Here is a 14,279-nt window from a genome sequence, read left to right as displayed (position 1 = left end):
ATAAAAAAATTTCTAAAATAGTTTTAGAAGTAGTATTAATAATTATTGTTGTAATTCTGGGTTTTTCTTTCTAAATAAGTCCTGACCTTCAGTTTTTTTTAAAGCTCATATTTTACTTTCAATATTTGGACTGTTTTTTAATAATATCAAAGCTGTTTGAAAACAAGCAAATACCAAAACAATTTCAAAAACTACATCAATTGGAAAGACAATAAATTTTTTAGGAAATAGCACCACTGCTAGAAAAGGAATGTTTTTTGTTGTAAATGATCATTGCGCAATTGGAAACGCAATAAAAGTCATTAAAAACATTGCTATAAATAGTAAAACTACTGTAGTATAAACAAATTGAAATCTTGATTTAGGTTTTAATAAAAATACAAATGAGCCTAACATTGCATATAAGACATACATTGCAAGAATTGAAGTATGAATATAAGTTTGAATAAAAGCAAGACCGATAATTCAACTTAGCACTCCAACTACTGCTCCACCAACTGGACCTAGCAACATACCGGATAAAAACAACACAAAGTTACCTAGCATTAAACGGGCACCTAAAATTCCTGAATTACCAATGCAGTTTGTTAGTAAAACAATTAAAGCTACTAACATTGCCATTAAAGTAATTGTAGTTGTTGAGATTCTTTTAAAAAAATTTCGATCTAAAACTATTGCTAAAACTATAAGACCAATTAATACTAATACACTTATTCCAGTAGTAATACCATAAAACATACTTACCTCCTAAATGAATAGAATTTTTCTTTTTTATTATATCAATACGATATTTTGTAGTAAAAATTGTCTTGTTAAAATCTATTTCTCTTAAAAATAAATGATAACTACAATTTAAAGATCTAAAAGCTTATTATAATAAAAATTGTAGACAGGAGATAGCATGATAGAGAAAGTTTGTGATAAAGATTTTATATTTTTAGATGTTGATCTTAAAACAAAAAGAGAAACATTTGAGTTTATCGCTCAAAAAGCAAGCGAATTAAAAATACTAACAAATAAAAAAGCACTAGTTGATGGCTTTGTAAAACGTGAAATGCAAGGATCAACTGGATTTGAAGACGGTTTTGCAATCCCACACGCTAGAATCAAACAACTAAAAAGAACTGCTGTTTTTGTAATTAGATTCAAACACGAAGTTGACTGGGGATCAATGGATGGTCAAAAAACTAAAGTAGCTATTGCGTTATTAGTTGTTGATGGTTCTAATGGTGATCAGCACATTGAATTATTAAGCCAAATAGCAGTAAAACTTATTGATCCTGATTTTAAAGAAATATTAAAAAAATCAAGAACTTATAAAGCTATTTTAGAAGCTTTACAAAATCAACAACAAACAACTAGTACTAAAAATCTTGACCAACCAGAAGTAAAGATTTCTAAATCAAATCATAAAATCGTTGCAGTTACTTCATGTGTTGTGGGAATTGCTCATACTTATATGGCTGAAGAAAAGTTACTTCAAGCTGGATTAAAAACAAATAATCATATTAGAGTTGAGACACAAGGATCAAAGGGTGTCGGAACTGAATTAACAAAAAAAGAAATCAAAGAAGCTGAAGTTGTTATTATTGCAGCTGATACAGCTGTTGATTTATCAAGATTTGCGGGTAAAAGAATTTATAAATCTAAAGTTGCTGAAGCAATTAAAGATCCTGAATTAACAATTCAAAAAGCACTTGAAAGTGCTGTTGTCTTATCACCAAAAAACAAAGACTTTGAAATTAGAAACCGTCAAAAAGAAGAAAAAACTGGTATCTTACAACATGTTTTAGTTGGTATTTCTTATATGGTTCCTATCATTATTTTAGGGGGAATCTGTTTATCTGTTTCAGTTGGTGTAACAAAAGCAATTAATGGTGCTAATGCCTCACCTGTTGGGTTTTTAAAAGTAATTGAAACTATTGGAGTAGCTGCATTTATGCTTATGATTCCAGTTTTGGCAGGATTTATTGCTAATTCTATAGCCGGAAGATCTGCTATAGCTCCAGCAATGGTTGGTGCTTTTATTGGAAATAATGCAACTAATTTTGTAAACTGAATTCCTGGGTTAAATCAAATTCAAACTCCAATGGGATTTGTTGGTGCAATTATTGCAGGACTAGTAGTTGGGTATTTTGTTAGATGAGTTAACACATGAAAAGGTCCTAAAACTTTAGCCCCAGCCATGCCAATCTTTTTTGTACCACTAACAGCAGGGATTTTAATTTCATTACTATTTATTTATGCTCTTGGTGCACCTATTGGTTTTGTAATGGAAAAATTTTCTAACTTTATTAAACAAACATATCAAAAACAAAATATCGGTTTAGTTTTAGGACTAGGTTTAGGTGTTCTTGTTGGAGCAATGGCTGGATTTGATATGGGTGGGCCAATTAATAAAATTGCATTTGTGACTTGTTCAGCTTTAATTACTCAACAAATTTATGAACCAATGGGAGCGATGGCTGCTGCCATTCCAGTTGCTCCACTAGGCATGGGACTAGCAACTGTTATTTTTAAAAAATTCTTTAACTCAGCTGAAAGACAAATGGGTTTAGCTGCTCTAATTATGGGAATGATTGGAATTAGTGAAGGTGCAATACCATTTGCCATTAGAGATCCTAAACGTGCTATTTTATGTAACGTTTTAGGAAGTGCTATAGCAGGAGGAATCGCTGGAGCTTTAAAAGTTCAAGATACTGCAGCTCATGGTGGACCAATTGTTGGAATTTTAGGAGCAGTTCCTTATGGAATTCAAACAGTTTATTTCTTTTTAGCTATTATTATTGGTTCAGTTATAACTTGTGTTAGTTATGGATTGTGATTATTAGCTGGTGTTACTGAAAAAGATTCAGTTAAATGAGCTTATCAAATGGCGTTAAGTAATTTAAAACAAGTTAGAAAAACAAAACTAAAAGCTCTTAAAGCTGAAATCAACAGTCTTAAAAAACAAACAAATGATAAAGCTAAACTACTTTCACTAGCTAATCAAGTTTCAGAAACTAAGGTTAAATTTGATAGAGATTTGCAGCAGTTAAAAGCAACTTTTAAAAAATATCAAAAAGAAGAAGACCAACTTTTGAAATCACACAAAACTGAAATCAGCAATTACAAAAATCAAGTAAACCAAAGATTAACTAAAGATATTCAAACTATCAACCAAGCAAATGATAGATCTGATAAAAAATCATCATCAGCTCAAATTATAAAATTAAAAGATCTTGCTAAAGAACAAATTGATAATTACTCAAAAGATCTAAAAAAACCAATTGTAAATAAGTTTTTACAAGAAAATAACTTGTTGTAATTTCATAAAATGCTTAAATCCCTTTTAGTTGATTAAAGGGATTTATTTTTATTAATATCTTTAATGTATTTTTGAATAGCTTTTTGTGCTTTGATTGATAACTTTAGTTTGGCTTTTTCTGAATTTAGATCTTTAACTTTATTGCCAACAAGTGCTCAATTTATTTTTATAGGTTGAAAGATTTCATCTGTAGTTTTATTTAAATAATTACATAACGCTCCAATGGTTGAATTGATATTAGGAACTAATGGTTTTTGCTTATTTAGATATCTGTCAAGATTGATTGCTGCAATAATTGCGGTTGCTGCTGATTCAACATAACCATCAACACCTGTTAGTTGTCCTGCAAAAAAGATCTTAGGATGAGTTTTTAGTTGAAAGCCTAAATTAAGAACTTTAGCAGTGTTTATATAGTCATTTTTATGCATAACTGCATATCTAAGAATTTTAGCATTTGCTAATCCTGAAATATTTTTAATGATTTTTTCTTGTTCTGGTCATTTAATGCTTGAGCAAAAACCCACTAGATTATAAATATCTTTTCTTACACTGTCTTGTACTAGTCTAACAGCAGCATAACTATCTTGTTTTGCTTTAAAAATAGTATTTAATAATAATTTTTTATCTTTTTTTGCAATTGTTTCAATTGCATTAAAACCATGATCATGAACCATTTTGATTTCATCAGTTAAAGGTGAAATAAAAATTTCAGCATTAATTAACTGATCATAGATTTTGTCAAATTGTTGCTTGTTTAATAAACAATAAAGATCATTATTTTGTTGATAAACATTCTTTAAATCTATTGATGATTTTAAAATCATAGGTTCAACTGCATCAAATAAGTAAAAATTATTTTTACCAACTAATTTTTCAATTGCTTTTTCTAAATTGGTAGTAGGAATTGGTCCTGTAGCAATAATAGTAGGAATGTCTGAATCAATTTCAAAATATTCAGCTTCTATAATTTTTAAATTTGGTTGACTTTTTAAATAATTGGTAATATAACTTTGAAATTTATTTCTATCTAATACTAGTGAACTAGTTGTGCTAGTTGCAGCCTTGTTAGCATTTTTGATAATTAAAGAGTCTAATAGTTGCATTTCACAATGCAATGTTCCTACAGCATCAGTTAACTTAGTAGATCTAAAAGAATCAGAATAAGCAAGATTAGCAAAAAGATCATTAGTTTGAATAGGATTTTTTTTAATAGTCTTAACTTCGTATAATTCAACAAAATAATTTCTTTTTAATAATTGATAAGCAGCCTCACAACCACTTAATCCAGCTCCAATAACTCTAACTGTTTTCATAATTTAATTAATAAAAAGACCAATGATAATAGTCTTATTTTCTGTTATAGTTTAACCCAATTAGGTTTTGTACTTTTTGTACTTTTTTATAAGCAATTTTTTGTGCTCTGATAGCGCCTTGTTCTAATCACTGCTCAACTTGTTTTGAGTTATACAGTTCTTTAAAACGCTTTTGAATAGGATCAATTAACTCAATCAAAACTTGAGTTACATCATCTTTTAGATCTTTATAATTTTTATTTGTTCAACGTTTTTCAGCTTCAGCGATACTTGTGTTAGTTAGTTCACAATAAATTGTGATCAAATTACTTACTCCTGGCTTATTAACTGGATCATATTTAATTAGATTTTCTGAATCAGTAACCGCTGCTTTGATTTTTGCTTTAATTTGATCTGTTGAATCTAACATTGTAATAATAGATTTAGGATTATCACTTGATTTACTCATTTTTTTAGTTGGATCTTGTAAATCCATAATTTTACTAGTATTTGTATTTATCAGTGGTTCAGGAATTTTAAAAACCTCACCATATTTGTTATTAACTCTAATTGCCAAATCTCTTGTTAGTTCAAGATGTTGTTTTTGATCGATTCCGATTGGTACAAAATCTGCATCATATAATAAAATATCAGCAGCCATTAACGCAGGATAGGCAAATAATCCAACAGGAATATAAGCCTTATTATCAGTATTAGCTTTAAGTGATTTATCTTTGAACTGAGTCATTCTTGAAAGCTCACCCATAGTGGTGTGAGTTATTAAAATTCAACCTAACTGAGAGTGTTCTTTAACATCTGATTGTAAAAAAATAGTGGATTTATTAATATCTAAACCACAAGCAAAATATAAAGCAGCGATTTCTTTAGTGTTCTTTCTTAGTTCTTCTTTATTTTGAGGTAGTGTTATTGCATGTAAATTAGCAATAAAAATATATAAATCATGCTCTTTTTGAAACTCGATAAAACGTTTAACAACACCTAGATAGTTTCCTAAAGTCATAGTTCCGCTAGGTGTTATTCCAGATACCATTTTCTGCTTAGCGTGCATATTTTCTCCTTAAGTTTTTTGTCTATATCATTATAATTTTAAAATATTAAACCTAGTAAAGCATTGTTTTAAAAGCTTATATAAATAAATATCTAATATATTTTACTAATTATTGATCCATTCTTTAAATACTTTAAAGTAACTTATTAAAAGTTATTTTTGACCTAATGATCAAGATTCTAACTTAAGATAATCTCAAAAAATTCATAAGTTCAATTTTATGATTTTTTAGATATTTAGTAAAATAAAACCGAGTGAGTATTGTTATGAGGTGTTATATGAAACATACCCCAGGTGAAGCATTAAGAACAACTTTTGATGCTACAGTCTTTAGTTTTGAAATAATTGCTGTCTTTTTATTAGTATTTTTTGTTTTAGCTTTCAAACTAATTGCTATAGCTTTAAAAAAAGATCATAATAAATTATTTTTGTCAACATGTTTAGTGTTTGCAACAGCATTAGCATTCTTTTTACCTTATGCTTTAGCAAGTATAGGATCAAAAACAAGTATTTCAGTTTTTTTAAATCCTTTAATAGTCTTTTTTAGAAGCGTTTTTATCGGATTTGGTAAATCAGGCCAAGCTAGTAATAATTTAACAGGAAGTATTTTACTAACTGGAGTACCTTATATTTTAGCAGGTCAATTAATTGGTGGTATTTTAGGATTTACAGCTTTCAGTTTATTTTTTTATGCATTTAAAAAAACTAATCAACACAAAATAGAATACCAGTTTTTAAACAAAATAACTCTAAGATCATTTTTTAACTCAACTAGTGAGTTATCAATGCTAGGTTTTAGTATTAAAGAATTTGTTTTTATCAGTGCATTAGTAATAATTATGCCTTTTATTTCAAGCATTGATCTTGGTATTTATCGATTTGATCAATTTGGAATTATTTTAATTGAGCTATTTGTGATTTGAATAATACTATTATTCTCATCATTTTTTGAATACTTTTCATTTCACTTATTTTTTCCAAGTTTAGAAATCATTTTTAAAACTATTACATTTATATCATTAGACCAACATTTAAAACAACAAGAATTAAAAAACTATTTAAATCAACTTTTTAGATTTGTCATAGTACTAGTGTTTTCTTTTTTTATTCCGATGATCATCGCTTTTATTAGTATTTTAATAAAAATCCAAACTGGTGCTGTGATTTCAGTTGCATAAGGAGATTTTATGTCAAATAAATTTAAAAAACTATTTATTCCAATTTTAAGTACTACTATAATAAGTTTTCCAATTATTGTTACTTCGTGTGCTACTTTTCAACAAGGTTCAGAAAAACTCTATTTACAATATCATAGTTTACAAACAGAACAAGCTAAACAAGAATTTGAAAATTATAATCAAATTAATTTGCTATCAGAAATTAATAAATATTTTTTAAAACATGATCACAGTCAGCAATTAGTTAAATTTAAAATTGCTGGTGCGTCTGGAGCAACTGTTGAATTTAATAATTTAATGAAAAATAACTATGCTTATAAATATATTAAATTTGATGAGAATGAATTTAAACGTATTATTAAAGAAAAATTTAATCTATCAACCAAGTTTATAAATAGGCTTAAATTTTTAATTGATTATACAAATATCAACCGAGATTATGCAAATAATTTTGATGTAATTTTTCCTGTCAAAGTTCAATTACCACTATTAAGTCATAATAATTTCAGTTATGCTAAAGGCCTATTTATAGAACAGATTATTAACTTTAAAATTAAGGATGTTAAGAGAAGTAGATTAGAGCAAATTGACACAAAAAATATAGAAGAAATCTTTAAAAAAATTAAATCATTTGAAAATAAAAATCAGTTTACAGCAACTATTAAATCTGACATTAAAAACCAAAAGGAAAGTATTGAAAAATGAGGTCTTAATGAGTTAGATTCAAAGCAACTAGAAACTATTTTTGATTTGAAAGTAAAAGAATTTGATGATATTCAAAAAGACAATACTAGTAATACCAATATTAAATTTAAAAAAACCATTACGGGAGTTGACTTGTCAAATGAAAAACTTGCATTTAATGAAGGTTATTTAAAAGTTAGATTAGCTATTGGTGAGAAAAATAAAGACATAGTTAAGGCTGAATCTGGAATCACAACATTTGTAAAATTTAATTTCAACGAAGATGATCAGTTCTGAAGAGATATAAAGTTAAATGAAATATTGAAAGTAAACACAATAAAAAATCCTGAAACAAATACTGATTTTAGTAACTTAACAAAAAATAATTTACTAATAAAATCTAATTCTAAAAACATAAGTGATGTAAAAATTAGACAAATTAAAAATGCAAATGATTATAGAAATGCTGAATTAGAATTAGATCTAACTTTAAAAGATAATAAAAAAGTAAAACTTCATAAAAAAATAGGCATAGGTCAATACACCAATCTTTTTGAAAGTGATTTTGTTAAACAAAATATTCAAGCTCCTGTATTTGCAACTGAACGACTAACTCAAGAAGATCTAAAAAGTATTAATAAAGATTCATTAAGATTTTATGGATCTGAATTGTTTTCTGGTGGATATGGAACTTCAAGAGGATTTTATGATGAAAAAACAACCACACCTAAGTTTATGCATATCGGTGAAGATTATATTGCAAATGATTTTCAACCTGTAGTTATGCCATATGATGGAGAGATAATCGCTGCTTATGAATTAACAACCGATCAACCTTTTACTGGAGTTGGAACAGTATTGGTTGCAAAAATTCCTATTAATAATCTATCATTTACTCCTAGAGAAAAAGAAATTTATTTAAATGATAATAGCGATTCTGTATATGTATCATTCTTACATTTAGATGCACAAAGAACTTTAGAAAATAAAACTTTAAATTGAAGTGTTCAAAATGTTAATTTAACAACTAATCGAATTATAAAAGCTGTAACATCAGTTACCCCTTTAACTCCTACACATGTCAAAAAAGGAACTATTATAGGTTATTTAGGAAATAATGCTTCAAATGGTGGATGAATGTCACATGCCCATGTTAATTTTTATACAAATAGACCAAGTTATTTATCAGCAAATTACTTTTCAACTAAAACAACATCTTCTCCAGTGAATAAGAACAGAGTAGATAGATACTATGATAAATCTAAAAATAAATTTTCAACTTTTGGAAACACCGGAGTAGAAAGCAATTCATCTTCATTTGTAGTTTATGATGTTGAACCTATAACAGGAAAAGAAAAATTAAATGGAAAAGACAAAATCAAGACAAATGAAACACCAGCTTATCTAACGAATTTAAGTATGTCAAGATTTGAAAAAACAAAAGGGTATGCAAATCCTAACTTATTATATAAATTAAGAGATGAAAGAACACCAGCATACAGTGTTAAAGAATTTAATAAATTGAATTAATTAAAATAACAATTACTTTAAATCATTTCAAGATTTTTATATTTAGTTATAAAGATCTTTTTTATTTTAAAATCAAAATAAATAAATTCAAAAGAGGTGAAGAAATGAAAAAATTAGTAGTAATTACCGGAGCTAGTTCAGGAATTGGACTAGAATGTGCTAAATTATTTTCAAAAAATGGTTATCCCTTACTAATCATGGCAAGAAGAAAAGAACTTTTAGATAACTTAAACTTACCAAATTGCTTAACTGCTAAAGTTGATGTTAGAAATGTTGAAGAGATTAAACAAGCTATTAGTCTGGCTGAACAACAATTTGGACCAGTTGATTTAATGATCAATAATGCGGGAATTATGCCTTTAGATAAATATCTTGACCAACCACTTGAACAAAAATACGATATCTTAGATATTAATATTAAAGGTGTTATTAACGGCATGGATGTGGTTCTACCTTCTATGTTAAAACAAAATCATGGAACAATTATTAACATTTCAAGTGTTGCTGGACGATATCTCTATGAAGATCATGCAATCTATAATGGATCTAAGTTTGCAGTAAACGCAATTACTGAGCAACTAAGACGAGAATTAGCTGATAATAATATTAGATTTACTTTAATTGAACCAGGTACAGTTAATACTAATTTATTAAATTCAACTAAAAAAACAATTCTTGATCAACATATGCAGTTTATTAACCAAATTAATGGTGGATTAAAAGCTGAACAAATTGCAAAAACTATTTTATATGTTTATCAACTACCACAAGATGTTTGTATTAAAGAATTAATGATTGCTCATACAAATGAAACAGATATTTAAAGACTATTAAGAATTTTTTAATAATATCAACTTAGTTCAGAAAATATATAATATTTAAAAAATAAAAAGGAGAATTTAATTATGAAATACAGTTTAGTAACAAATAACTATGCTACAACTGGTGAAATTAAAAATAATTTAGTAAAACTATTGGCTGAAAACGACTTTTATCAAGATGATCAAAATCCTGATGTTGTTTTTGTAATTGGTGGAGATGGTACTTTTTTAGTAGCAGTTCATAAATACCAACATTTACTAGATAAGTTAGTTTTTGCTCCAATTAAGTTTGGTGGCATTGGGTTTTATACTAATAAAAATCGAATTGAAGACCTACAACAAGCAATTTGTTGTGACTTATTAAAAAATGCAAATATTACTAAACTAGGATTATTAGAAGTTAATTTTAATGACAAAAAAGTCTATGCAATAAATGAAATCAAAGTTACTAATCACACAAGACCATTAACTACCAAAATTTATATTAATGATGATCTTTTAGAAGAATTTAAAGGAACTGGGTTAGTGTTTGCAACTCCAAGTGGTTCAACTGGATTTATTAAATCTGCTAATGGAGCAATTATTTATCCTGAAGTGTCATTATTTGAAATGCAAGAACTGATGCCAGTTTCAACTAATAAATTCCGAACACTAAATGCTCCTGTGTTATTTTCTGATGAACAAGAAATTAGACTAGAATTAGAAAGTTTAGATCAAGTAGGTTTGAGTGCTGATACTTTTGAATATCACTTAGAAGCAAAAAACTTATTAATTAAGTTAAGTAGTAAAAAAGTTAAATTATTAAATTTAAATAAACATAAAATTAGTAAAACTGAAATATTACGTGACATTTTTGTTTTAAATGACAAGACTAAAAATTAAGATAGGATCTTAATTATATCTAAAAAAATTAATTTAAATAATATTTAATTAAATATCTAACTCTTAAGCAAGCTTGGATCTTGCTTTTTTAATTAATTTGATAAAAAATAATGATAGATGATCTCAATCTCTAACCCTAATTTTTTAAATAACAACCATAGAATTGGAGGAAGACTATTGTGCACAAAAATATCAATAGTAATGAAGCCCAAGTTCAGCTTGATGATATCGACCAAAAACAAAATAATAGCGATGATCAACAACTAGATCAAGAAAATGAACTACCAAATCATAACAAAACTAAGTTTTTAAAAGTTCTTAGTGTTACTGGGTTGATAGCTGCTTTAACTGCTGCTGGAACTGTGACATCAGTTGTTAAGTTTTGCGATCCTAGAAGTTCAATTCCTGATGATGGTTTTAATCCTACTCCAATTATTCCTGATGATGGAGTAAATCCATCACCAACTCCAGGTCCAGGACCAACTCCAGATGATGGTGATTCTCCAACTCCAAACCCTCAACCAAACCCAGATCCAGATGATAAACCAGGTCCAGAGCCATCACCTGCTCCTGGTCCAACCCCTGATCCGGGACCAGAACCAAGACCTGAACCTCAGCCACGTCCTGAACCACCAGTTCCACCTACTCCAGATGATCCTATTCAAAAACTTCCTGACGTAGATTATATGAAATTTATGTGAGAGCAACACTTTAAAGATAAACGTAGCTCAATAGAAACATTTAAAGATGTTGAAGAAAACTTTAAATACTTTTTAATCCGAACTAGACCTAATATAAAAATACAAGACATTAATATAAGCTTTAATCGTGTATCTAACACTGATGATAAACTTGGTTTAGATAAAGATAACCATAGGATGTCGGTTAGATTTAATAATGAATCATTTAATCTAGACATTGGTAAAGTTAATGATTCAACAAAACCTATTATATTAAAAGTTATAAAATCAGAATCAGACCCAGCAGATAATGGAAAAATATTTTCTATTTCAAATTGAGAAGGAACTAATAATAATAAAAAAATAGATCCTCAAAAAACAAGTTATGAAGTACTTCAAATAGGTTATTCAAAAGTTGGTCCTTCACCTGAAGACAAAACAGTCTTAGAAGCAGATATCCAGATTATGAAGATGCCTGGACAAGTTCAAAATGTTCCGCCAACTCTTTCAAAAGAAATCACTTTACTAAAAGAGGTATTTTCTGATAGTAGAATTGATAATCAAATGACTGGGATTGAGCAATGAAATACTTCAAATATTGTAAGTATGCAAAGCGCTTTTAAAAACTCTTCATTTAATGGTGATTTATCAAACTGAGATACTTCTAATGTAATTGATATGAGTCATATGTTTGCTAATTCATCATTTAACAACCAATCAATTACTAATTGAGATACTTCGAAAGTGTTTTATATGAATCACATGTTTAACAATGCTAAAGCATTTAACCAAAACATTAACACTAAACAAGTGAATGTTAATGGTAAGAATTACAATGCTTGAGACACTTCAAGTGTTAGAAGAATTAATAGTATGTTCGAAAGTGCCGAAATGTTTAATCAGAGCATTGATAAATGAAACATTACATGAGTTGAAGATATTACAAAACTATTTAAAAATGCTAAGAAATTTAATCAAGATATGATTACAAAAAAAATTAAAGTCGGAAATAAAGAATACATGACTTGAGATACTGCAAGAATTACATCTCTTGAAGGTATGTTTTGAGGAGCAACATCATTTAATGGTAATATCGAAAATTGAAATACCATAAAAGTAGAAAACTTAGATAATATATTCAGAGATGCTGAATCATTTAATAGAGATATATCTTCAGACATTCAATCTACAAGAATGCATCCAAGCCTTCCAAAAAAAGATCATTATATAGCTTGAGAAGTTAAGAATGTAAAAACTATAAATTTTGGATTTTTCAATGCAAAATCATTTAGCAAAATACTAAAAAACTGAAATGTTAAGAAAATAAATGAAGAGACAAAAAAGGGGAAAAAGAACACCGTCTCTTGAGATCAAGGTACTAAAAGTTGAAGCAGATTTGATAAGCCTCGAATTGGAAAAATATATTAGACTTATATATCTCTAAAAACAGATTACCAAGAAAATTAACAAATCTAGTATGATTTTTGGTTAATACTTAAAAAGCCATAAATTCAAGCAAGGGTTCTTGCTTGAATTTGTTTTATATTAACAAGTAAAAAACTAGTAATTATTTTTAGTATTGTCTTGATCGTTCAAAAAAGTAGTAGTTTAATTTTTGGCAAATTTAAACTTTGAAAATCTAAAAATAATTTAACAAAAGAGTACTTGCTTTGATAAAGACGAGAAAGTAAAATTAGGTAGTATACATAATGTCTAAAAACCTAAGTAGAAAAGATGTTTAATAATTAGTTAACTTACTTTTTGTTCTTAAAAAGCATTTTGAAATGATTTGAGAAATATTCATTTTTTGTGATGAAAGGTATTGATATTTATGAAAAAATTATTATCAGTTTTAGGTGCAGCAGGGCTAATTGCTTCAACTGGTGCAATTGCAGTTGCTTGTCAAAAAACAGTCATTAAAGATTTAGCAACAGAAATTAAAGTTACTGAAATTGTGTTCCCAAGAAATGATTGAAATGACTCAAGTAAAGTTATTGAAGCTGTTAATAATGAAAATCCTGGTTTAAATTTACCAGCTAACCAAGTTGAAGTTGTTTACAATTCTAGAAGAAATGGTGCAACTATTAAAGCTAAAAAAGATAGTAAAAACTTTAAAGGTGAAAAAACAGTTACTTTTAAAGATGGATTTATCAGAATGGATCTATCAACTTTAATTAAAGTTACTGATTTAGGTGACACACCAATTAAAGGTGATGAAATTATCACAAAAACTCTTGAGTTAAACAAAACAACTAAAGGTAAACTAGAAAAAGAAGATTTGAAATTAATTGGTCAAGCAACAAATGAACCTTCAGGAAAAATGAAAGTAAAAATTACTGTTGCTGATAGAGAAGCGTCAAAGACTAAATTCAAAGGAACTGTTGAAGTTACTTTTAAATTGAAACCAATTGCAGATAAAAAATAAATTCTTAAATTTTAATAAATATATTACATAACTATGTAAAACTTATTCTACCCCAAATCCAGACACTGCTGGAAATGGGTTTTTTTGTTACTACCTAAACCTTTATAATGCTTTTAGCTAATAAAATATAATGTCTGATTTCATTAAAAATGAATTAATTAAATATTATAAATATTTGTGCCTACAATGAACCTATATTCACTAGTTAAATTCAGCGAGCATTGTTTTTATTTCAAATTGTATGATCAAATTCATTGAGTTTAATTTCAATAAAAATTCATTTACTTTATTAATTAGCTCATTAATATTTCTAAATTTATGTTTGATTCATTTGATTAGTAATTTAACTATTGATAAAGTTCTTTAGATGTTTGAGGTTTATATTTTTCAATATTTCAGCTTTCATTTTGA

Annotated in this window: 10 protein-coding genes; 7 read left to right on the top strand and 3 right to left on the bottom strand. The window is 27.5% G+C overall.

The window, feature by feature from the left end:
• Window positions 1-42 precede the first annotated feature (42 nt).
• On the bottom strand, window positions 43-738 hold the full coding sequence (locus MPUT_RS02665; protein ID WP_014035252.1) for a hypothetical protein: 696 nt from the start codon (window positions 736-738) through the stop codon (window positions 43-45).
• Between the two features lie 163 nt (window positions 739-901).
• Between MPUT_RS02665 and MPUT_RS02660 the strand changes: the two genes are divergently transcribed.
• A complete protein-coding gene (locus MPUT_RS02660) occupies window positions 902-3,307 on the top strand; it encodes a PTS fructose transporter subunit IIABC (protein WP_014035251.1) in 2,406 nt (801 codons plus the stop codon).
• Between the two features lie 32 nt (window positions 3,308-3,339).
• Here MPUT_RS02660 and trmFO read toward each other — a convergent pair whose 3' ends face one another.
• Both trmFO and trpS read right to left on the bottom strand, forming a co-directional pair.
• Entirely contained in the window at window positions 3,340-4,620 is a 1,281-nt protein-coding gene (gene trmFO, locus MPUT_RS02655) for a methylenetetrahydrofolate--tRNA-(uracil(54)-C(5))-methyltransferase (FADH(2)-oxidizing) TrmFO (protein ID WP_014035250.1), read from the bottom strand.
• 34 nt (window positions 4,621-4,654) lie between these two features.
• Window positions 4,655-5,668, bottom strand: a complete 1,014-nt coding sequence (gene trpS, locus MPUT_RS02650) for a tryptophan--tRNA ligase (protein ID WP_014035249.1) — start codon at window positions 5,666-5,668, stop codon at window positions 4,655-4,657.
• A gap of 278 nt (window positions 5,669-5,946) precedes the next feature.
• Between trpS and MPUT_RS02645 the strand changes: the two genes are divergently transcribed.
• The 6 genes from MPUT_RS02645 to MPUT_RS02620 all read left to right on the top strand — a co-directional run bounded on the left by MPUT_RS02645 (window position 5,947) and on the right by MPUT_RS02620 (window position 13,868).
• Window positions 5,947-6,846: an MAG4940 family membrane protein gene (locus MPUT_RS02645; protein ID WP_014035248.1), complete on the top strand. Its 900-nt coding sequence runs from the start codon at window positions 5,947-5,949 to the stop codon at window positions 6,844-6,846.
• Window positions 6,847-6,855: 9 nt separating this feature from the next.
• Complete coding sequence (locus tag MPUT_RS02640; protein WP_014035247.1) at window positions 6,856-9,060, top strand: MSC_0775 family lipoprotein; 2,205 nt, start codon at window positions 6,856-6,858, stop codon at window positions 9,058-9,060.
• Window positions 9,061-9,164: 104 nt separating this feature from the next.
• Window positions 9,165-9,884, top strand: a complete 720-nt coding sequence (locus MPUT_RS02635) for an SDR family oxidoreductase (RefSeq protein ID WP_014035246.1) — start codon at window positions 9,165-9,167, stop codon at window positions 9,882-9,884.
• An 81-nt stretch (window positions 9,885-9,965) separates the two neighbouring features.
• Window positions 9,966-10,763 (top strand): diacylglycerol kinase catalytic domain-containing protein, encoded by a 798-nt coding sequence (locus MPUT_RS02630; protein WP_014035245.1) that lies wholly within the window; start codon window positions 9,966-9,968, stop codon window positions 10,761-10,763.
• A gap of 179 nt (window positions 10,764-10,942) precedes the next feature.
• Entirely contained in the window at window positions 10,943-12,871 is a 1,929-nt protein-coding gene (locus MPUT_RS02625) for a BspA family leucine-rich repeat surface protein (protein WP_014035244.1), read from the top strand.
• A gap of 403 nt (window positions 12,872-13,274) precedes the next feature.
• Window positions 13,275-13,868: a lipoprotein gene (locus MPUT_RS02620; protein WP_014035243.1), complete on the top strand. Its 594-nt coding sequence runs from the start codon at window positions 13,275-13,277 to the stop codon at window positions 13,866-13,868.
• Window positions 13,869-14,279 lie beyond the last annotated feature (411 nt).

Source organism: Mycoplasma putrefaciens KS1, from assembly GCF_000224105.1.
GTDB lineage: Bacteria > Bacillota_I > Bacilli_A > Mycoplasmatales > Mycoplasmataceae > Mycoplasma > Mycoplasma putrefaciens.
Note: the sequence above shows the minus strand (reverse complement) of the source record. Positions and strands in the feature narration are given on the sequence as shown.